This window comes from Allomuricauda sp. ANG21 (genome assembly GCF_040705235.1).
Taxonomy (GTDB): domain Bacteria; phylum Bacteroidota; class Bacteroidia; order Flavobacteriales; family Flavobacteriaceae; genus Flagellimonas; species Flagellimonas marina.
This window is the reverse complement of record NZ_JBFCVT010000001.1, coordinates 365,292-387,410: the sequence shown is the minus strand read 5'-3', so window position 1 is coordinate 387,410 and position 22,119 is coordinate 365,292. Positions and strand designations below refer to the sequence as shown.

The window sequence follows — 22,119 nt, the reverse complement described above, 5'->3', positions numbered from 1 at the left end:
TTTAAGTTCTAAACCAGTGAATCGCCTATTATTTAGAATGCTTATAAATTAGATGTTATCAATACCTTAACATTTCAAAAAATGACTCTATGTCGTACTTTTGTCACCAATTTTGGTAGGTGAAAAGCTATTGCTCTCAATATCAATAGAAAGAATCATACCAAAGATTTCGACAGAAATTTCGATAATATGAAAAAGGTTTTATACCGCCATCTATTTTCTAAAGTTTTAGGTTTTTCTCTTTTACTTTTTTCCGCTTCATTTTATGCTCAAGAGGAAGCTGCCAACGCAACTGCGGAGGATGCTGCCCAAGAGGTTGCTGCCGATGCTGCTGGGGGTGACCCGGCGAAGGGAAAACAGATCTTCAATCAAAATTGTGCCGCATGTCACGCCCTGGACCGTAAAATGACCGGCCCTGCCTTGGCCAATGTGGAGCAACGTCTTTCCGAAGAGGAGGGATTGGACAAAGAATGGCTCTATGCATGGATCAAGAATAGTCCTGGGGTGATTGCTTCGGGAGATGCCTATGCCAATAAAATCTATGCCGAGTACAACCAGGCGGCCATGACACCTTTTCCAACCTTGTCCAATCAGGATATTGATGATATTTTGGCCTATACCGCTGCACCGCCATCTGCGCCTGCGCAAGCAACTGCTGCAGCTGCTGGAACGGGAGAGGCTGGGGCTGCTTCAGGTGGAATTTCCAACGAAATAATTCTAGGTGCACTAGCATTGGTGTTTGGTCTGTTGGTGGTGATGCTGATTTTGGTAAATAAGACCTTGCGTCGCATTGCTGAAGCCAATGGTGTAATCCTTGAAAAGGAAAAAGCGGAAAAGAGCGTACCGTTATGGAAAGCTTTTGCACAAAACCAGTTCTTGGTATTGATGAGTGTCATCTTTCTGTTACTGGCCAGCGCCTATTTTGCTTACGGGTGGATGATGCAGGTTGGGGTTGATCAAGGATACGCTCCGGTACAGCCCATCCATTTTTCACACAAAATCCACGCAGGAGATAACAGGATTGAATGTAAATACTGTCACTCTTCGGCAAGGGTTTCCAAGCATTCCGGCATACCATCATTGAATGTGTGTATGAACTGCCACAAGTCCATCTATCAATATACTGGAAATCCAGAAGGGCCTTCCGCAGAAGATTTGGCCTCTGGATATACCAATGAATTCTATACCAAAGAAATCAAGAAATTGTACAAAGCTGTTGGATGGGACGAAGAGAACCAGAAATATACCGGCGAGGCACAACCTGTGGAGTGGGTTAGGATCCACAACCTCCCTGATTTTGCCTATTTCAACCACTCACAGCACGTTTCCGTTGCGGGAATTGAGTGCCAGACCTGTCACGGACCCATAGAGGAAATGGAGATTGTGGAGCAGCACTCACCACTGACCATGGGATGGTGTATCAACTGTCACCGTGAAACCAATGTTAAGGTTGCTGGCAATGCATATTATGAAGCTATCCATGCGGAACTATCCAAAAAGTATGGGGTTGAAAATTTGACCGCAGCGATGATGGGTGGTTTGGAATGTGGTAAGTGTCACTATTAAGAATATAAAGAAGATAATCTCAGATATATCGTATGGCATCAAACAAAAAATATTGGAAAAGCGAAGCGGAGTTAAATCCGAACGATTCCATTGTTGAGGCGCTAAGAAATAACGAATTTACAGAACAGATTCCCGTGGATGAGTTCTTGGGCGACAAGGAGAAATTGTCGGCTTCAAATACCAACAGAAGGGATTTCTTAAAATATGTTGGATTCAGTACCGCGGCAGCTACCATGGCAGCTTGTGAAGGTCCTGTTCGTAAATCCATTCCGTATGTGGTGCAGCCAGACAGTATTGTTCCCGGTGTGGCCAATTACTATGCAACCACCATTGCAGATGGGTTTGATTTTGCCAGTATTTTGGTGAAGACCCGTGAAGGTCGACCCATTAAGATCGAAAACAATACTGATGCAAAGATTAATGGAGGGGCCAATGCCCGTGTTCAGGCATCTGTTCTGACACTATACGATAGCAAGAGGGTTCAAGGGCCTATGGCCAACGGTGAGCCTATTGAATGGAAAGTATTGGATGCTACGGTACGAGCCAAATTGGGAAGTTTAAAAGGAGGCAACAAACAAGTTGTGCTTCTTACCCAGACCTTTGCCAGCCCGTCAACAGATAAATTAATTGCCGAGTTCAAAGCAGAATATGGTGAAAATGTAAACCACGTTGTTTACGATGCCATTTCGGAAGATGCTGCCCTAAGTGCTTACAATGCTGCTTATGGTGAACGTGCTTTGGCTGATTACGATTTCGAAAAAGCGGATGTGATTGTCTCTTTCGGGGCTGATTTCTTGGGAGATTGGCAAGGTGGAGGATATGACAGTGGTTATGCCAAAGGACGCGTGCCCAAAAACGGCAAAATGTCCAAGCATATCCAGTTGGAATCCAATATGTCATTGACCGGGGCCAATGCCGATAAGCGTTACCCGATGACCCCAACCCAACAAAAAATTGCTTTGGCCAAATTGTATGGCAAATTAAATGGAAGCAATGTGGGTGGCGGTACCTCAGATGTTGATGGAGCAGTTGATTATGTAGCTGCTCAAATCAAGAAAGCTGGAAGTAAGGCAGTTGTGGTTTCTGGATTGAATGATGTTCATGCGCAAACTGTTGTATTGGCCATCAACAAATTGTTGGCCAGTGAGGCGTTTGATGCAGAAAACCCAAAATATGTACGTCAAGGGGATGTTGCCAAAGTAACCAAGTTGATTGCCGATATGAATGCAGGTCGTGTTGGTGCTTTGATCATGGCTGGAGTGAATCCGGTGTACACCCTTCCAAATGCTGATGAATTTGTGTCAGGGCTTGGGCAAGTAGATCTTTCTGTTGCCTTTGCCTTCAACAATGATGAGACCGCGCAAGCATCACAATATGTTGCTGCGGCATCCCACTACTTGGAGTCTTGGGGTGATGCGCAATTCAAGAAAGGACAATATAGTTTGATGCAGCCTGCTATCCGGGAATTGTTTGATACCAAGCAATTTCAGTCAGCACTACTGACATGGATGGGCAGTGAAAAAACATACTACGATTACCTGAAAGAAACATGGAGTACCGATATCCTTCAGGGAGGTTCTTGGAACCAAGCACTTCAGGATGGTGTTTTTGTGCCATCCGCAGTTACTCCTGTTGAAGGGGAGGAACAACAACCTATGGTTGCTGCCACTGAGTCCACCGAAGAGGAAGTTGAGCCAAGCATCGTTCCGATAGCTTCTGCGATACGTTCTTTGGTAAACGCAACAAGTAGCGGAACCGAAATGGTGTTGTACTCCAAAGTGGGTATGGGAGATGGTCGACAAGCCAATAACCCATGGTTGCAAGAATTCCCTGATCCTATTTCTAGGGTTTCTTGGGACAACTATGTAACGGTTTCCAAAGCTGATGCTGAACAATGGGGCGTGGAAAACTTTACCGTGGCAAATGGTGGGGTGAATGGTAGTTATGTGAAGCTTACCGTTGATGGAAAGGTGTTGGAAAATGTTCCTGTAATCGTTCAGCCTGGGCAGGCTGTTGGTACTGTTGGACTTTCATTTGGATATGGAAAGAAAGCAGGAATGCAGGATGAAATGGCCACAGGTGTCAATGCATATACATTGTACAAAGATTTCTCCGATGTTCAATCCGTAACAGTTGAAAAGGCTGCTGGAGAACACGAGTTTGCTTGTGTGCAACAACAAAAAACACTGATGGGTCGTGGAGATATCATCAAGGAAACTACCTTAGAAATCTTCAATACCAAAGACCATGCAGAATGGAATCCCATGCCGCATGTTTCCTTGAACCATCAAGAAATTCCGGTGACATCTCCAGATGCTGACCTATGGGAAAGCTTTGACCGTTCTATCGGACACCACTTCAATCTATCTATTGATTTGAACGCTTGTACCGGTTGTGGTGCGTGCGTGATCGCATGTCATGCCGAGAACAACGTTCCCGTGGTTGGAAAACAGGAAATCCGTCGCTCACGAGATATGCACTGGTTGCGTATTGATAGATACTACTCTTCAGAAGATACTTTTGAGCAGGACAATGAGAAGAAAGAGAGCATGGATGGTCTTTGGGGCGATAATGGTTCTTTGGGCGGATTCCGTCAAATGGAAGATCCATCAGCCAACCCGCAAGTGGCTTTCCAGCCGGTTATGTGTCAGCACTGTAACCACGCACCTTGTGAGACCGTTTGTCCGGTTGCGGCAACATCGCACAGTAGACAAGGTCAAAACCATATGGCTTACAACCGTTGTGTAGGTACAAGATATTGTGCCAACAACTGTCCTTATAAAGTACGTCGATTCAACTGGTTCTTGTACAGTGACAATGATGAGTTCAATTTCAACATGAACAATGATTTGGGCAAGATGGTCATCAACCCAGATGTCAACGTACGATCCAGAGGGGTTATGGAAAAATGCTCCATGTGTATCCAAATGACTCAAAAGACCATCTTGGATGCTAAACGGGATGGAAGAGTTATCAAGGATGGTGAGTTCCAGACTGCTTGTTCAGCGGCATGTAGTAGTGGGGCCATGGTCTTTGGAGACATCAATGATAAGGAGAGCAAGGTAGCCCATTTGAAGGAAGATGATAGAATGTACCACTTGTTGGAGCACGTGGGCACAAAACCCAATGTGTTCTATCACGTTAAGGTAAGAAACACAGACGAGGCTTAATCAATAATAAGAAGTAACTAGAAGATAAATTATGGCGTCGCATTACGAAGCACCTATTCGAAAGCCCTTAGTACTCGGAGATAAAGGATATCACGATGTAACTGTTGATATTGCAGCTCCAGTTGAGGGAAAGGCCAACAAACAATGGTGGATAGTGTTCTCCATTGCTTTGATAGCATTCCTTTGGGGTCTAGGATGTATTATTTATACCATTTCCACAGGTATTGGGGTTTGGGGTCTTAACCGAACCGTGAACTGGGCCTGGGATATTACAAACTTTGTTTGGTGGGTAGGTATTGGTCACGCAGGAACCTTGATTTCGGCGGTATTGTTGCTCTTTAGACAGAAATGGAGAATGGCGATCAACCGTTCCGCAGAGGCAATGACCATCTTCTCAGTTATCCAAGCAGGATTGTTCCCGATCATTCACATGGGTAGACCATGGTTGGCTTATTGGGTACTTCCAGTTCCTAATCAATTTGGTTCCTTGTGGGTAAACTTTAACTCACCCTTGCTTTGGGACGTATTTGCGATTTCAACCTACCTTTCCGTATCCTTGGTATTCTGGTGGACAGGATTGTTGCCTGACTTCGCCATGATTCGTGATAGGGCGGTAAAACCCTTCCAAAAGAAAATATACAGCCTGTTGAGCTTTGGTTGGACAGGTCGCGCCAAAGATTGGCAGCGTTTTGAGGAAGTTTCCTTGGTTTTGGCCGGTTTGGCAACACCTTTGGTACTTTCTGTACACACTATCGTATCCTTTGACTTTGCCACATCGGTAATTCCGGGATGGCACACCACCATCTTCCCGCCCTACTTTGTTGCGGGTGCGATTTTCTCCGGATTTGCCATGGTGAACACGCTTTTGATCATTATGCGTAAAGTGTGTAACCTTGAAGCATATATCACTGTACAACATATTGAGTTGATGAACATTGTAATCATGATTACAGGTTCCATCGTAGGATGTGCCTATATCACGGAGTTGTTCATTGCTTGGTATTCGGGAGTAGAGTACGAACAATACGCCTTCTTGAACCGTGCTACAGGGCCTTACTGGTGGGCATACTGGTCCATGATGACCTGTAACGTGTTCTCGCCGCAGTTCATGTGGTTCAAAAAATTGCGTACCAGTATCATGTTCTCTTTCTTCATATCTATTGTGGTAAACATAGGAATGTGGTTTGAGCGTTTTGTGATCATCGTAACCTCATTGCACAGGGATTACTTGCCCTCTTCTTGGACCATGTTCTCCCCAACCTTTGTGGATATCGGAATATTTATTGGAACCATAGGATTCTTCTTCGTATTGTTCCTGTTGTACTCAAGAACGTTCCCGGTAATTGCACAGGCGGAAGTAAAGTCCATCTTGAAATCATCAGGTGAACGCTATAAGAAATTGAGGGATGCCGGAAAACCATTGTATGAAATGCCCGCAGGTGTCAACAAGGTGGTAAGTCAGAAGGAATCCATCACAGATGATGTGTTGATGGGCGAACCAAAACCCACCGTAGGTGATAAAGTAGGCGTTTCCGAATTGTTGGGCTCCATAGGAACTTTTGATCCAGCAACTGAAACACCAGACGATTTAAAAAAGATAAAAGGTGTAGGTCCTGAAATGGAACGCACTTTGAACGAAATAGGCATATTTACCTATGCCCAGGTCGCCAGAATGACCAAAAAGGAGTATGATTTGTTGGACTCGATAACCGGAAGGTTCCCAGGGCGCGCTCAACGCGACGATTGGGCGGGACAGGCAAAGTTGTTAAACAATAAAAAATAGTTATGGCATCAAAAGTTATACAGGCACTTTACCACGATGACGATGTGTTGATGCATGCCGTAAAGAAAGTGAGGGCAGCGCACCATCATATAGAGGAAGTGTACACACCATTCCCTGTCCACGGTCTAGACAAGGCCATGGGATTGGAAGATACCCGTATCGCAATCACCTCCTTTATGTATGGCTGTTTGGGATTGACCGTTGCCATTGTGATGATGAACTACATCATGATCGAGGATTGGCCTCAGGATATTGGTGGTAAGCCCAGCTTTAGCTATTTGGAGAACATGCCAGCCTTTGTGCCTATCATGTTCGAGTTGACGGTTTTCTTTGCAGCCCACTTAATGGTGATTACCTTTTACCTTAGAAGTAAAATGTGGCCCTTTAAAAAAGCGGAAAACCCAGATGTACGTACAACAGATGACCACTTTTTAATGGAAATCGGCGTACACGATAATGAAAAGGAACTAACCGATTTGTTGTGGGAAACAGGTGCGGTGGAAATAAATGTTACAGAAAAGGAGTCTTAAAACTATGAAGCATTTAGGTAAAATAAGTGTTGTCTTGGTCTTGGTACTGTTGGTTGCAGCTTGCGCCGATAAAAACAGTCCCAACTACCAATATATGCCAAACATGTACGAACCCGTAGGATATGAAACCTATCAAGGTGTGGACAATGGGTTGTTCCCCGAAGGAACAGCGGCCATGCTTCCTGTTGAAGGAACCATTTCCAGAGGCTATATGCCCTACGAGTTTGAAAACACGCCAGAAGGTAAAGAGTTGGCCCGTTTAAACCCTAGCCCATTGGATTCCTTGGATATGGAGGATAACATGGTAAAAGGTGCCGAATTGTATGCGATTTATTGCGCAGTATGTCACGGACCTAAGGGAGATGGACAGGGCAATTTGGTAAAACGAGAAAAAATATTGGGTGTTCCCAGCTATGCGGATCCAGCACGTAACATTACTGTGGGTACCACATACCATACCATCTATTACGGATTGAATTCAATGGGCTCCTATGCTGCACAATTTGCTAACGAAAAAGAAATGTGGCAGGTGTCCGAATACGTGATGAAATTAAAGGAAGACCTAACAAAATAATTGGATAAGAGTTGATTATGTATACCTTTTCAAACAGACTAAAAATAGGATCTTTCATTGCCATGGGTCTTGGACTTATTTTCTTGGCAATAGGCTTTGTATCCGCACCCTCAACCGTGGAAGAGGCAAAAGCTATTGTGGCAGCCGCCCACGGAGATGGTCATGGTGGAGGTCATGCCGAAGAAGCAGTAAGTCATGGTGAAGACCATGGAGCCCAAGCTGCCCATGGAGCTGAGGCAAGCCATGATGAAGGTCACGATGCCTCCCACGATGAGCATTTGTTGCATCAATTGCAGAACAGACCGTGGGCCGCGTTGTACGTTGCTGCATTCTTCTTCTTTATGATTTCATTGGGGGTACTGGCATTTTATGCCATTCAACGAGCTGCTCAAGCCGGTTGGTCACCTTTGCTGTTTAGAGTAATGGAAGGGATAACTGCGTACATTGTTCCCGGAGGTATCATTGTTTTTGTGATATTGGTGCTTTCTGTATTGCACATGAACCACATGTTTGTTTGGATGGATGCTGAAGTTGTGGCACATGATGAATTACTACAAGGAAAAGCAGGATATTTGAACCCAACCTTCTTCTTGATTCGTGCTGCCATTTTCTTGGGCGGTTGGATTTTCTACCGTGAATATTCAAGAAAATTATCCTTAGCGCAAGATGAGTCTGATGACAATTCAAACTTTGTAAAGAATTTTAGATGGTCTGCCGGTTTCTTGGTATTTTACTTGGTAACCGAGTCCATGATGTCTTGGGATTGGATCATGAGTTTAGACCCCCACTGGTTCAGCACCTTATTTGGATGGTACGTGTTCGCTAGTATGTTCGTATCAGGTATTACTGTAATAGCTATGGTGAGCATCTATCTGAAATCAAGAGGGTATTTGGAAGTGGTAAACGACAGCCATATCCATGATTTGGCCAAATTCATGTTTGGTATCAGTATTTTCTGGACCTATTTGTGGTTCTCGCAATTCATGCTGATTTGGTATGCTGATATCCCTGAAGAAGTTACCTACTATATCGCCCGTTTTCAAGACTATAAACTGCCATTCTTTGGTATGTTGGTCATGAACTTTGTGTTCCCATTGTTAGTGTTGATGAACAGCGATTACAAGCGGGTGAACTGGTTTGTGGTAATGGCTGGTATTGTGGTATTGTTGGGCCATTATTTGGATGTTTTCAATATGGTGATGCCTGCTACAGTAGGAGATCAATGGTATATAGGATTACCTGAAATAGGTGGGATTTTGTTCTTTGGTGGACTCTTTGTGTACTGGGTGTTCAATACCCTAACAAAGGCTCCATTGTTGCCAAAACGAAACCCATTTATTGAAGAAAGTAGACATTTTCATTATTAATACGATTTAAGTCTTAGATAGATACACGATGACTGCATTATTAACTTTGACTGTTTTAGTACTGGTGGCGATTGCAATTTGGCAAATGACCAAAATCTTCGAATTGTCCCAACTCAAAACAGAGCACACTGAGGTAGCAACTGACAATGACAATAAGAATAACGGCTATCTTATGTTTGGATTCCTCGTATTCATATACGGAATCACCATATTTAGTTTTGCAAAATATACAAAAATGCTGTTGCCAGAAGCGGCATCAGAACATGGAGGTGAGTATGATCAATTGATGTGGGTATCCTTTGCCATTATTTTCTTTGTTCAGTTCATCACCCAAGCTCTATTACACTACTTTGCCTACAAGTACAGAGGTGAAAAAGGGAAGAAAGCACTTTTCTTTGCCGATAACGACCGTTTGGAATTTATTTGGACCATTATTCCTGTGATTGTGTTGGCAGGGTTGATTCTGTGGGGATTGTACACTTGGTCCAACATTATGGATGTTAACGATGAAGATGACCCCATCATCATTGAACTATATGCACAGCAATTTAATTGGACGGCCCGTTATGCCGGCAATGATAATGTTTTAGGTGATGCCAGTGTACGTTTGATCGATATTGACAAAGCCAACGTTTTGGGATTGGATGAATCCGACCCTAATGGTGAGGACGACGTCATTGTAAAAGAACTGCATTTGCCTGTAGGAAGAAAAGTGAATTTTAAAATGCGTTCCCAGGACGTATTGCACTCCGCCTACATGCCCCACTTTAGAGCGCAAATGAACTGTGTTCCCGGTATGATTACACAATTTTCATTTACACCCACCATCACCACGGAAGAAATGAGATTGAATCCAGATGTTGTGGATAAAGTCAAAAGAACCAATGCCATTAGAGCTGAAAATGCACAAGAGCCTTGGGAATTTGATTACGTGTTACTTTGTAACAAGATTTGTGGAACATCACACTACAATATGCAAATGCGGATAGTGGTGGAGACTGAGGAGGAATTCAACAATTGGATGGCGGAGCAAACTACCTTCAAGGCGAGCATGGCACCCGCAGAATAATATTAGGCTAGGAAAAGAACCAAAATAAATTTAAAAAAGATTATGTCAGCTACTGGACACGAACACGGACACGACGATCACGGGCATCATCATAAGGAGACCTTTATCACGAAGTATATCTTCAGTCAAGATCACAAGATGATATCCAAGCAGTACCTTATTACGGGTCTTATTATGGGATTCATTGGTATTGCAATGTCATTGTTGTTTAGAATGCAATTGGCCTGGCCAGGGGAATCGTTCCCAATTTTTGAAGCCTTGCTTGGAAAGTGGGCCCCCGATGGTGTTATGGATGCCGATATCTATTTGGCATTGGTGACCATTCACGGTACCATTATGGTGTTCTTTGTATTGACGGCCGGATTGAGTGGTACCTTTAGTAACCTATTGATTCCATTGCAGATTGGGGCACGGGATATGGCATCAGGCTTTTTGAACATGGTGTCCTATTGGTTGTTTTTCTTGTCTTCGGTAATCATGGTGATTTCTTTGTTCGTTGAGGCAGGACCAGCCGCCGCAGGATGGACCATTTATCCTCCGTTGAGCGCGCTGCCCATGGCCCAACCTGGTTCAGGGGCCGGTATGACCCTTTGGTTGGTTTCCATGGCTATATTCATCGCATCTTCATTATTGGGCTCTTTGAATTACATCGTAACCGTAATTAATCTAAGGACAAAAGGAATGTCAATGACACGTTTGCCATTGACCATCTGGGCCTTCTTTATTACCGCTGTAATTGGTGTGATTTCATTCCCAGTTTTACTTTCTGCAGCCTTGTTGTTGATTATGGACAGAAGCTTTGGAACATCATTCTTCCTATCCGATATCTTTATCCAAGGAGAAGTATTGCATTATCAAGGCGGTTCGCCCGTATTGTACGAGCACTTGTTCTGGTTCTTGGGTCACCCCGAGGTATACATCGTATTATTGCCGGCATTGGGAATTACTTCCGAAGTAATGTCCACCAACGCACGTAAGCCCATCTTTGGATATAGGGCGATGGTTGCCTCTATTTTGGCAATTGCCTTCCTATCCACCATTGTATGGGGCCACCACATGTTTATCTCCGGGATGAATCCATTCTTGGGCTCTGTTTTTACATTTACAACCCTTTTGATTGCAATTCCATCGGCAGTAAAAGCATTTAACTATATCACCACACTCTGGAAAGGGAATCTGCAATTGAATCCGGGGATGCTATTTTCCATTGGTTTGGTTTCTACCTTTATTTCAGGGGGTTTAACCGGAATTATTTTGGGTGACAGCACATTGGATATCAACGTTCACGATACCTATTTTGTAGTGGCCCACTTCCATTTGGTAATGGGTATTTCGGCATTGTACGGACTATTTGCAGGGGTATACCATTGGTTCCCTAAAATGTTCCAAGGTAGAATGATGAACAAGAACTTAGGGTACGTGCACTTTTGGATTACTGCAATTTGTGCCTATGGGGTATTCTTCCCAATGCACTTTGTGGGAATGGCAGGAGTACCGAGACGTTACTACCAAAACACGGCTTTCCCAATGTTTGATGAGTTGACCAATGTTCAGGTGTTGATGACGGTATTCGCCATCATTGCTGGATTGGCGCAATTGGTGTTCGTATATAATTTTATCTCCAGTATTTTCTACGGAAAAAGAGGTCCTTTGAACCCATGGAGCTCCAATACCTTGGAGTGGACAGCGCCACAAGAGCACATCCATGGTAACTGGCCTGGTGAGATTCCACATGTATACCGATGGGCCTATGATTACAGTAAGACCTATGAAAATGGAGAGTACATTATTGCGGGACAAGATTTTGTGCCACAGAACGTGCCTTTGCAAGAAAACGAAGAAGAGCTCAATCATTAACGAGTTTCTGTTAAAAATATTCGGCCCATCCTTCAGGATGGGCTTTTTTTTGGCATCTGGTTGAATCACAATAGTTAGCAGTATTTGTAATATCTTTAATGCACCATACCCCAAAAAAACAATCGTGAAAAAAATACTTGTAGTCGCACTGCTCATCATTCCCATCATCACCTTGGCGCAACGGAAACCCAGAATAAAAGGAAGTCGTATTGTAACCGAGGTCAACGAGGAACTGCCACCCTTTAATGCTATAGTTTTAAATGATAATTTGGATATTGTTCTAAAAAAATCCTTTGGGCCGGGTTATGAGATTGTGGCTGATGATAACCTAATCGACATCCTCAAATTTGAGGTGCAGGATGGCACCTTGGTCATTAGTTCCTATTATGATGTTACTGCAAAAAAGCAGCTCGATATCACCGTGACCTATACAGAACTTAGGGCAATTTCCCTAAAAGATGGGAGTGTTAGCTCATCGGACATCATTGAAAGTGATGAGCTCTTTGTGGATGGATTCAACAATACCAAGTTGGATATCAAAGCCAGTGCATCCATAATGGATATTAATTTGGAGGATACCAGTCATGGCGATTTTAATGTGGATGTAGATTCGCTTAACATTACCATTGGGAATAGGGCTGATGCTTACATTTATGCCGTAAACGGAACCAGTTTGGTGGACTTGGACGAAAACGCAGCCTTGACCCTTGAAGGAACATCCAATACAATTCAGGCACGCTTGGTCGGTAATTCAAAATACAAAGGGGAGGCCATGGAGGCTGGAACCATGAAGGCAACCTTGGAAGAAGATGCCACCGCCGACATTTATGCACATGGCGATTTTGAACTGAGTGCCAAAGGAAGAACCAGAGTTTATTTGTATGGCGCACCCAAGATCACGGTTTTGGAGTTTTTGGATACCGCACAACTCATCAAAAAAGAGGACTGACCTATTTTATTTGGCGATAGGAGCCGTCAAGCAATGCTCGGGAATCCCAAAGCCATCCACTAAAACCTCAATATGGGGACGCAATTCTGTAGATAACCGTTCGACACGCTGCCGAATGGCCTTGGATTTGGTTCCACCGATATAACCCTGTTCCAAATACCATCGCGCATTCGTATGAATTTCATGTAACGCATAGAGCGCTCCCAATTTTTCCATAAGACCCCTGTATTCCTCATCCTGAACACTGGTGCAAAAATCACTGAATATTTGATAGGCCAGTTCCACACTATAGGCCTTTCCCAAAGCCAGCAAATGCGTCTGCACTTTTAAAAAAGCTTGATAGGATGGTATCCCTTTTTTAATGTAGCCACGAATTCGCATAGCCAAAGTATAGGTCAAGCGTCGCGTTCTGTAATTAAAAGCATGTTTGTGAAACTTTGGATTGTACAAATGCTCCGCATCCACTTTATTGGAATATAGTGGGTTGATGGCTGTTAACTTATCCGAGAGCTGGGTTTGTAGCAATTTAAGCACCGATGCAAACCCAGCACTGTTGAACTCTGCTTTAAAATCAGATAGAACGCCTTTGGCCGCCAACTGTAGTAATACGGTATTGTCACCTTCAAAAGTGGTAAAAATATCCACATCGCCTTTGAGGTCTGCTATTCGATTTTCCAATAAGTATCCTTTTCCGCCACAAGCTTCACGACATTCTTGGATGGTCTCATTGGCAAACCACGTGATGACCGATTTCAATCCCGCCACTTGGGTTTCAATTTGCCGTTTATCAGGCTGTGATTCGTCACTATACCTTTTCATCATTTCCTCCAAAGTAATATGGTACACATAAGCACTGGCCACGGCAGGGGTCAATCGCAGTTGATGTGTGGGGTAGTCCATAATCAAATCCTCTTGGACCTTAACGCTGTCATTGAACTGTCTCCTGTTCAATGCGTATTTTACGGCAATGGCCAAAGCCATCTTTGAACCGCCAAGGGCACCTCGCGCTACGCAAATACGACCACCCACCAAGGTGCCCAGCATGGTAAAAAAGCGTTTGCTAGGATTTTTAATGGACGAATGGTAAGTGCCATCAGACTTGATTTCCCCATACTTGTCCAAAAGGTTCTCTCGAGGTACTGTAACATTGTTGAACCAAATTTTCCCATTATCTACCCCATTTAGGCCAAGCTTATAACCGTTATCTTCTATGGTGATGCCATCCAAAAGTTCATGACTTTCATTTCGTAAGGGAACCAGAACGGCATGCACTCCTTCATTTTTTCCGTTAACAATCAGTTGGGCAAATACCGTAGCTATCTTGGAATGCAGCGCATTACCAATGTATTCCTTATTGTCATTTTTCCCTGGAGTATCAATTACGATGGAATCTGTGGTTGGGTCATATGTAGCGGTAGTTTTGATCCCGCGCACATTGGAACCATGCCCGGTCTCGGTCATGGCAAAACAACCCAGTAAATTTGTGGTGCCTGCATCGGATAAGTATCGGTCATGGTGTTTTTTGGTTCCTAATTTTTGAATACTGCCTCCAAAAAGTCCAAATTGCACCCCGAATTTTACGGCCAGACTGCCTTCAACAAACATTAAGTGTTCAAAAATGGCGGCATAAGCCGGCATGTTTCCCGTTCCGCCATATTCTGAGGGGTACGCTAGGGCACCATATCCCTTTTGACCTAAAACTTCAACCTGTTTCAAAACCTTGCCCCGGAATTCCGCTTTGTCCCTTCGGATATCCCAATTGAAAATGGATTGGTCCAAGAAGTTTCGGAATTCATCTACCACCAAAGAATGTGGCCCCTTCAAAAGATTGTCCAATACGTTGGCATCATATTGGTCTGAAGTTTTTTCATGCACCACTTCAACTTCAAACAAATGATTGTAATGGTTGGGCTGAATTCCCAAGTTAATCTCGATATGCTTTAAATGCTCATTAAAACCCAATGTGTCAGAATGTGTATTCACCAATCGCTGACTAAGAGAGGTCAAAGGATAGGTGTCACTCTCAATAAGTTTCACCCCAGAAGTGGCAATGCTTTGTTTCCAAGTTTTTAACTCTTCATTCGAAGGTGGATTTTCACGGATAAGCCAATGTCTAAGTTGCTCTTTTTCACTGGGGTCAAGGGAAGAGTCCTTCTCAATGGTATTTTCAACAACGGAAATTTCAGAAGTTGATAAGAGGTCATCAGACCAAATAACATAGAAAAAAGGAATGTATTGTAAAATTCCAAGGGAATAATCTGTGGTAACCATAATTTGAGGGTTGAGGCAAGGCCTGTTATTTCAGAATAACTAAGGTAAGGCTTAGAATATTAAGATGTGCACGCAAGCTCATTTTAGGTGAAATGGTTTTAGGCTGATTGGGTTTTCAACTATATTTGTTAAGAGATGAATGAACATTTAGACCCAACTGCCGAGAATTTTTCCCAAGAAGAGCTAGACATTGAAAGAGCGCTCAGACCCATCACGTTTGAAGATTTTACGGGTCAGGCGCAGGTATTGGAAAACCTGAAAGTATTTGTTGAGGCCGCCAATTTGCGTGGAGAGGCCCTAGACCATACGCTATTTCATGGCCCTCCGGGATTGGGAAAAACTACCTTGGCCCACATTTTGGCCAATGAGTTGGGAGTGGGCATAAAAGTGACCTCGGGCCCAGTGTTGGACAAACCCGGTGATTTGGCGGGGTTGTTGACAAACCTTGAAGAACGGGATGTTCTCTTCATTGATGAAATCCATCGGCTGAGCCCCATTGTGGAAGAGTATCTCTACTCGGCCATGGAGGATTATAAAATTGATATCATGATCGAGACGGGCCCCAATGCCCGAACGGTGCAGATAAACCTTAGTCCGTTTACATTGATAGGCGCCACAACACGCTCAGGATTGCTAACCGCACCCATGCGAGCTAGGTTTGGCATTCAAAGTCGATTGGAATACTACAACACTGAACTACTTTCTACCATCGTGGAGCGGAGTGCGGAAATCTTAAAAGTGCCCATCAGTCAGGATGCAGCCATAGAAATTGCCGGGCGGAGCAGAGGCACTCCAAGAATTTGTAATGCCTTGTTGAGAAGGGTACGGGATTTTGCCCAGATTAAGGGTAATGGAAGTATAGACTTGGATATCTCCCAATTTGGACTGAAAGCGTTGAATGTGGATGCCCATGGTCTGGATGAAATGGACAATAAAATCCTCACCACCATTATTGATAAATTTAAAGGAGGACCTGTGGGAATCACAACCTTAGCCACGGCGGTTTCGGAAAGTGCTGAAACCATCGAAGAGGTCTACGAGCCTTTTCTAATTCAACAAGGGTTTATTATGCGCACCCCAAGAGGGCGTGAAGTCACCGAATTGGCCTATAAACATTTAGGGAGGATTAAGGACAGAACACAGGGAGGACTTTTTTAGGTTGAATTAAGAATAATGGATAAGTAAGCGTTTCGACTGCGCTCAGCATGACAAATGACCAATAAGCACCAGTACACAAAATTAATCAAGACCGAAGCCAAGCGCCTCGGTTTTTTGTCTTGTGGTGTTTCCAAAGCGCAATTTCTGGAAGAAGAAGCGCCAAGATTAGAGAGATGGCTCAAGAACAATAGGCATGGTGAAATGCAGTACATGGAAAACCATTTTGACAAGCGGCTAGATCCAACTAAACTGGTCGAAGGTTCAAAATCGGTCATTTCATTATTGTTGAATTACTATCCTTCCGAAGAACAAAACCCAGACTCTTATAAAATATCCAAATATGCCTATGGAACGGATTATCACTTTGTGATAAAAGATAAGCTCAAAAACTTGTTGCAGTTCATTCAGGAGGAAATAGGGGAGGTGCACGGAAGAGCTTTTGTCGATTCTGCTCCGGTTTTGGACAAGGCCTGGGCAGCCAAAAGTGGCTTGGGATGGATGGGCAAGCACAGCAATCTGTTGACCCAACAAGTGGGCTCTTTTTACTTTATTGCCGAACTTATCATTGATTTGGAACTGGAATATGATACCCCAGTAACGGACCACTGCGGTACATGCACTGCCTGTATCGACGCCTGCCCCACGGAAGCCATTGTAGAGCCTTATGTGGTGGACGGCAGTAAATGCATTTCCTATTTCACCATCGAGCTTAAAAATGAGATTCCCTCAGAATTCCAGGGGAAATTTGAGGATTGGATGTTTGGCTGCGATATTTGTCAAGATGTATGTCCTTGGAACCGATTTTCAAAACCACACCAAGAACCCTTGTTCAATCCCAATCCGGAGTTGCTCACATTCACTAAAAAAGATTGGGAAGAAATTACCGAGGACGTCTTCAAAAAAATCTTCCAGAAATCTGCAGTAAAGAGAACCAAGTTGTCTGGGCTTAAACGGAATATTGATTTCATTAAGGATTAGAAAACTTTCTGATTAGGCCTTTCAGGAATTATTTCCCCGGCCATTACGAAAAAATGCTATCTTGAAGTCGGGTTTTGAGGAATTCTCAATTATTTCCTATACCCATTGCTAACTAACTAAACTCTCGCAACAATGAAGATTACCAAACCAAGGTTGAACTTTTGGCAAATCTGGAATATGAATGTTGGATTCTTCGGAATCCAATTCAGTTTTGGGTTACAGCAAACCGCCGTTAGTCCCATTTTTTCATTTTTAGGGGCCCATCATGATGAATTGCCACTCCTGAACTTGGCCGGCCCAGTCACCGGATTGCTGATTCAACCCATTATTGGTGCCATATCAGATAAAACGTGGTCACCTAAATGGGGTGGTCGTCGTAAGCCTTTCTTTTTAATAGGGGCCATATTGGCCAGTTTGTGTCTTTTTGCTTTTCCATTTAGTCCTGAATTATGGTTTGCTGTGGGACTTTTATGGATTTTGGATGCTGGCAACAACACTGCCATGGAGCCCTATCGGGCTTTTGTGGGGGATAAACTACCAGATAGTCAATTGACTTTTGGTTATCAGATGCAAAGCCTTTTTGTGGGAGCTGGAATTACCTTGGCCAATCTATCACTTTTTATGTTCCAACACTGGTTTAGTACCCCAGTTGAAGGAGGTGGTCTTTTTGATGCTAGTACGGAGAGTGTTTCTTCGATACCTACTTGGGTGTACTACTCCTTCTTTTTGGGTGCATTGGCATCTATTGGAACCGTGATGTGGTCCGTTTGGAAAACCCCAGAAATTCCTCCATCACCTGAAGAACTTGATGAAATTAAAGAACTCAATAAAAATACTCCAGCGCCAATCATTCAAATATTGAGCGTGCTTTTCGTCATTTTTTCTGTCCCGTTGGCCTTGGGTTATCTTGTTGGCGGAGTTTATCCAGCACTTTGGGATAATATCAACCTTTGGGTCATTATCGTCTTGGTGTTTGCCTTTTTTTGGTTGTACATGCTATATAAAATCATTAAAAGGAATACTGGAAATCCAACCATCAAAAAACTGGGCGAAACTTTGAATCCCCTGCTTGAGGCTGCCGAAGCTATTGGGGTTATGCCCGGATTTTTGTGGAAACTTGCCGCCGTTTATTTGTTTCAATGGTATGCATTGTTCGTGTACTGGCAGTTTATGCCACCTATGCTGCGCAGTAGTCTTTACGGGATAACCAATGAGGATAATGAACGGTTTGAATCCATAATGTCTTCTTTTCGGGAAGGAGCTCAAATCAGTGCCGAAGATATGACCTTCGCGGAGCAGATTCAATCTTTGGCCGAGCAGGCATTGGGCCATGCTGGATTGATGAACGGGACTTACAATTTTGTCACCATGCTGGTGGCCTTGGCATTGGTGCCCATTGCTTCACGGATTGGTTCAAAATTGGTGTATGTCCTCTGTCTGTTTTTAACAGGAATAGCTATGTTGAGTATGCCCTTCATTACAGACAAATGGCTATTGTTGGCGCCCATGGTCTTATTCGGAATAGGTTGGGCCGCTATGATGGGTATTCCTTATGCCATGGTGTCAAAGGTTATTCCAGAAGAACGTCGAGGGGTATATATGGGTATTGTCAATATGATGATCGTTATTCCCATGCTGATTCAAACGGTAAGTTTTGGGCCAATTATAAAAAGTTGGATGAACAATAGCGCAATCAATGCTATTTTGTTTGGAGGCATATTTTTTATCATAGCTGGGTTGTTGGCCATGCGGCTTAACCTTCCTAAAGACAAAGTGGATTCTGAGTTGGATACAGAAATTCCCGAATGATTGTGAAGTAAAGGGCTGAGGCCCTATAATTTGTTTGAGGTTTCACTTTTCTATCAAAATTGGTGTTTATGGTATTGCCCTAAAACCAACGAATGCCCTACCTTTACCCTTTCATTAGCTACTATATGAGTAAGGAAAAGCAAAGAAGAGAGGCGTTACTTTATCACGCCAAGCCACAACCAGGAAAGATAAAGATAGTGCCAACCAAACCCTATTCAACACAAAGAGATTTGGCATTGGCCTACTCTCCAGGGGTTGCCGAGCCCTGTCTGGAAATTGAAAAAAACAAGGACGATGTCTACAAATACACCGCCAAGGGAAACATTGTTGCCGTAATTTCTAATGGAACTGCTGTTTTGGGGCTAGGCAATATTGGACCGGAAGCATCCAAACCGGTCATGGAAGGAAAAAGCCTGCTCTTTAAGATTTTTGCGGATATTGATGGAATTGATATTGAATTGGATACCGAAGATGTCGATAAATTCATCGAAACCGTAAAGACCATTGCCCCAACGTTTGGGGGAATCAATTTGGAAGACATTAAAGCTCCCGAAGCATTTGAAATTGAACGTCGTCTAAAAGAGGAATTGGATATTCCCGTGATGCACGATGACCAACATGGGACAGCCATAATTTCCGCAGCAGCTCTGTTGAATGCTTTGGAGTTGACCGACCAAAAGATGGATGAGGTCAAAATAGTGGTCAGTGGAGCCGGAGCAGCAGCCGTGTCCTGCACAAAATTATATAAAGCATTTGGGGCAAAGGCAGAAAACATTGTGATGTTGGACAGTAAGGGGGTTATCCGAAGCGATAGAGATAACCTGAGCGAAGAGAAGAAAGAATTTGCCACAGACAGAAAAATAGATACACTGGAAGAGGCCATGAAAGATGCCGATGTGTTTATTGGACTTTCCATTGCCGACATTGTAACACCTAAAATGCTAAAGTCCATGGCAGACGACCCGATAGTTTTTGCCATGGCCAATCCAAATCCAGAAATTGCCTATGATCTGGCTCTGAAGACCCGTAAAGATGTCATTATGGCTACAGGTCGTTCAGACCATCCCAATCAAGTGAACAATGTACTAGGTTTCCCTTTTATTTTTAGAGGAGCATTGGATGTTAGGGCCACCAAAATCAATGAGGAAATGAAAATGGCCGCAGTTCGGGCATTGGCCGATCTAACACGTGAGCCTGTACCGGAACAGGTGAACATAGCTTATGATACAACACGATTGGCTTTTGGGAAGGAGTACATCATCCCAAAACCATTTGATCCGCGGTTGATTACCAAAATTCCACCTGCGGTAGCTAAAGCTGCGATGGAAAGTGGTGTGGCCAAGTTCCCCATACAAGATTGGGAAAAATATGAGGAAGAACTCTATCTAAGATCGGGCAATGACAACAAAGTGGTGCGATTGATGCACAACCGCGCCAAGCTGAACCCAAAACGCATTGTTTTTGCCGAAGCCGAACTATTGGATGTTCTGAAAGCAGCACAAATTGTACACGATGAAGGCATTGCCATGCCCATACTTTTGGGGCATAAGGAGACCATAGAAAAATTGAAACAGGAGCTGGATTTTGATGCCGAAGTGCCCATAATAGACCCAAGGTCGGATGAGACCAGTGCCATGCGTACAAAGTACGCCTTGAAACTTTGGGAAATCCGAAAGCGAAAAGGAGAGACCAAGTACAGTGCCCGGGTAAATATGGGCAAACGAAACTATTTTGGTGCAATGATGCTTCAGGAAGGGGATGCCGACGGAATGATTTCGGGATATTCGAGAGCATATCCAAGGGTGCTAAAACCGGTTTTTGAAGTCTTGGGTCGTGCCAAGGGAGTTAAGAATGCTTCCACAGTAAACATTATGATTACAGAAAGAGGACCACTTTTTCTAGCGGATACCTCTATCAATATTAATCCAAATGCCGAGGAATTGGCGGAAATCGCCCAAATGACCGCCAACGTGGCCAAGACATTTGGTTTTGAACCGGTTATGGCCATGTTGTCTTATGCCAATTTTGGCTCCTCAGGGCACCCCCATGCCCAAAAGGTGAGGGATGCGGTTAAGATTCTTCATGAGACAAATCCTGATTTGATCGTTGATGGTGAAATTCAGACCGATTTTGCCTTGAGCCAAGAATTGTGCAACAACAATTTTCCGTTTTCTAAAATTTCAGGAAAGAAAGTGAACACATTGATTTTTCCTAATTTGGAATCGGCCAACATTACCTATAAATTGCTCAAAGGATTACATGAAGCAGATTCCATAGGTCCCATTATGGTAGGTTTGCCCAGAGCGGCCCATATAATCCAGTTGGGTGCAAGTGTGGATGAAATGGTAAACATGGCCGCAGTGGCAGTAATCGATGCCCAAGAACGGGAAAAACGACGAAAAGCCAGAATGGAATCCTAATTTCAAAATAAGAGTGACCAAAGGTTAGCCTAATGATCAACCATTTAAGAGGAAAATTGGTAGAAAAGAATCCCACCTATGCCATAGTGGAATGCAATGGGGTGGGGTACTTTTTAAACATTTCCTTACATACCTTTTCCTTGCTGAAGGATGACGAAAACATTCATTTGTACACCCATCTTTTGGTAAAGGAGGACTCCCATACACTGTTCGGTTTTGCCGAGCGATCAGAACGGGAGATATTTAGGTTGCTCATTTCCGTTTCAGGGGTTGGGTCCAGCATAGCTAGGACCATGTTATCCTCACTCTCACCAACCGAAGTGAGGGATGCCATTGCCAATGGTGATGTACCTTCCATACAGGCAATCAAGGGAATTGGGGCCAAGACGGCCCAACGCGTAATCTTGGACCTTAAGGACAAGATTTTGAAAGTCTACGATATGGGAGAAGTTTCCCCTCAATCAAACAATACAAGTAAAGAAGAAGCGTTATCTGCTTTAGAGGTTCTTGGTTTCACCAGAAGACAATCTGAAAAAGTGGTTGATAAGGTGCTTTCCCAAGACCCTTCACTTAGCGTCGAGAACACTATTAAATTGGCGCTGAAAAATTTGTAACTAG

Annotated in this window: 15 protein-coding genes; 14 read left to right on the top strand and 1 reads right to left on the bottom strand. The window is 43.6% G+C overall.

Annotation, left to right across the window (positions count from 1 at the left end; translation table 11 throughout):
• Positions 1–189: 189 nt before the first annotated feature.
• The 9 genes from AB1A65_RS01830 (at position 190) to AB1A65_RS01790 (ending at position 12,865) form a co-directional block, all read left to right on the top strand.
• Positions 190–1,566, top strand: coding sequence for a c-type cytochrome (locus AB1A65_RS01830; RefSeq protein ID WP_366585030.1), 1,377 nt, complete (start codon positions 190–192; stop codon positions 1,564–1,566).
• A 32-nt stretch (positions 1,567–1,598) separates the two neighbouring features.
• Positions 1,599–4,736 (top strand): TAT-variant-translocated molybdopterin oxidoreductase, encoded by a 3,138-nt coding sequence (locus tag AB1A65_RS01825; protein ID WP_366585028.1) that lies wholly within the window; start codon positions 1,599–1,601, stop codon positions 4,734–4,736.
• Between the two features lie 31 nt (positions 4,737–4,767).
• Positions 4,768–6,519 carry an NrfD/PsrC family molybdoenzyme membrane anchor subunit gene (gene nrfD, locus AB1A65_RS01820; protein WP_366585026.1) on the top strand — a complete coding sequence of 584 codons (1,752 nt, stop codon included), beginning with the start codon at positions 4,768–4,770 and terminating at the stop codon, positions 6,517–6,519.
• Positions 6,520–6,521: 2 nt separating this feature from the next.
• The gene (locus AB1A65_RS01815; protein ID WP_366585024.1) at positions 6,522–7,049 is read left to right on the top strand and encodes a DUF3341 domain-containing protein; all 528 of its coding nucleotides are present in this window, start codon (positions 6,522–6,524) and stop codon (positions 7,047–7,049) included.
• Between the two features lie 4 nt (positions 7,050–7,053).
• Entirely contained in the window at positions 7,054–7,623 is a 570-nt protein-coding gene (locus AB1A65_RS01810; RefSeq protein WP_366585022.1) for a cytochrome c, read from the top strand.
• A gap of 17 nt (positions 7,624–7,640) precedes the next feature.
• Positions 7,641–8,990, top strand: coding sequence for a quinol:cytochrome C oxidoreductase (locus AB1A65_RS01805; protein ID WP_366585020.1), 1,350 nt, complete (start codon positions 7,641–7,643; stop codon positions 8,988–8,990).
• Between the two features lie 28 nt (positions 8,991–9,018).
• Entirely contained in the window at positions 9,019–10,059 is a 1,041-nt protein-coding gene (locus AB1A65_RS01800) for a cytochrome c oxidase subunit II (protein WP_366585018.1), read from the top strand.
• A 42-nt stretch (positions 10,060–10,101) separates the two neighbouring features.
• Entirely contained in the window at positions 10,102–11,916 is a 1,815-nt protein-coding gene (locus AB1A65_RS01795; protein ID WP_366585016.1) for a cbb3-type cytochrome c oxidase subunit I, read from the top strand.
• 124 nt (positions 11,917–12,040) lie between these two features.
• Complete coding sequence (locus AB1A65_RS01790) at positions 12,041–12,865, top strand: DUF2807 domain-containing protein (RefSeq protein WP_366585014.1); 825 nt, start codon at positions 12,041–12,043, stop codon at positions 12,863–12,865.
• 6 nt (positions 12,866–12,871) lie between these two features.
• Here the strand turns inward: AB1A65_RS01790 and AB1A65_RS01785 are convergent, their stop codons facing one another.
• The gene (locus tag AB1A65_RS01785) at positions 12,872–15,136 is read right to left on the bottom strand and encodes an acyl-CoA dehydrogenase (RefSeq protein ID WP_366585012.1); all 2,265 of its coding nucleotides are present in this window, start codon (positions 15,134–15,136) and stop codon (positions 12,872–12,874) included.
• Positions 15,137–15,271: 135 nt separating this feature from the next.
• Between AB1A65_RS01785 and ruvB the strand changes: the two genes are divergently transcribed.
• From ruvB to ruvA, 5 genes are all read left to right on the top strand, one after another.
• Positions 15,272–16,294: a Holliday junction branch migration DNA helicase RuvB gene (gene ruvB, locus AB1A65_RS01780; protein ID WP_366585010.1), complete on the top strand. Its 1,023-nt coding sequence runs from the start codon at positions 15,272–15,274 to the stop codon at positions 16,292–16,294.
• Between the two features lie 54 nt (positions 16,295–16,348).
• On the top strand, positions 16,349–17,272 hold the full coding sequence (gene queG / locus AB1A65_RS01775; protein ID WP_366585008.1) for a tRNA epoxyqueuosine(34) reductase QueG: 924 nt from the start codon (positions 16,349–16,351) through the stop codon (positions 17,270–17,272).
• Between the two features lie 132 nt (positions 17,273–17,404).
• Positions 17,405–19,081, top strand: a complete 1,677-nt coding sequence (locus AB1A65_RS01770; RefSeq protein ID WP_366585006.1) for an MFS transporter — start codon at positions 17,405–17,407, stop codon at positions 19,079–19,081.
• A 125-nt stretch (positions 19,082–19,206) separates the two neighbouring features.
• Positions 19,207–21,501: an NADP-dependent malic enzyme gene (locus tag AB1A65_RS01765; protein WP_366585242.1), complete on the top strand. Its 2,295-nt coding sequence runs from the start codon at positions 19,207–19,209 to the stop codon at positions 21,499–21,501.
• A gap of 32 nt (positions 21,502–21,533) precedes the next feature.
• Positions 21,534–22,115, top strand: a complete 582-nt coding sequence (gene ruvA, locus AB1A65_RS01760) for a Holliday junction branch migration protein RuvA (RefSeq protein WP_366585004.1) — start codon at positions 21,534–21,536, stop codon at positions 22,113–22,115.
• Positions 22,116–22,119: the final 4 nt, after the last annotated feature.

Coding starts and splice junctions, on each gene's coding strand:
- AB1A65_RS01795 (WP_366585016.1), top strand. CDS start 10,102: ATGTCAGCTACTGGACACGAACACGGACACGACGATCACGGGCATCAT.
- AB1A65_RS01765 (WP_366585242.1), top strand. CDS start 19,207: ATGAGTAAGGAAAAGCAAAGAAGAGAGGCGTTACTTTATCACGCCAAG.
- AB1A65_RS01770 (WP_366585006.1), top strand. CDS start 17,405: ATGAAGATTACCAAACCAAGGTTGAACTTTTGGCAAATCTGGAATATG.
- queG (WP_366585008.1), top strand. CDS start 16,349: ATGACCAATAAGCACCAGTACACAAAATTAATCAAGACCGAAGCCAAG.
- AB1A65_RS01815 (WP_366585024.1), top strand. CDS start 6,522: ATGGCATCAAAAGTTATACAGGCACTTTACCACGATGACGATGTGTTG.
- AB1A65_RS01825 (WP_366585028.1), top strand. CDS start 1,599: ATGGCATCAAACAAAAAATATTGGAAAAGCGAAGCGGAGTTAAATCCG.
- AB1A65_RS01785 (WP_366585012.1), bottom strand. CDS start 15,136: ATGGTTACCACAGATTATTCCCTTGGAATTTTACAATACATTCCTTTT.
- ruvA (WP_366585004.1), top strand. CDS start 21,534: ATGATCAACCATTTAAGAGGAAAATTGGTAGAAAAGAATCCCACCTAT.
- AB1A65_RS01805 (WP_366585020.1), top strand. CDS start 7,641: ATGTATACCTTTTCAAACAGACTAAAAATAGGATCTTTCATTGCCATG.
- AB1A65_RS01810 (WP_366585022.1), top strand. CDS start 7,054: ATGAAGCATTTAGGTAAAATAAGTGTTGTCTTGGTCTTGGTACTGTTG.
- AB1A65_RS01800 (WP_366585018.1), top strand. CDS start 9,019: ATGACTGCATTATTAACTTTGACTGTTTTAGTACTGGTGGCGATTGCA.
- ruvB (WP_366585010.1), top strand. CDS start 15,272: ATGAATGAACATTTAGACCCAACTGCCGAGAATTTTTCCCAAGAAGAG.
- AB1A65_RS01830 (WP_366585030.1), top strand. CDS start 190: ATGAAAAAGGTTTTATACCGCCATCTATTTTCTAAAGTTTTAGGTTTT.
- nrfD (WP_366585026.1), top strand. CDS start 4,768: ATGGCGTCGCATTACGAAGCACCTATTCGAAAGCCCTTAGTACTCGGA.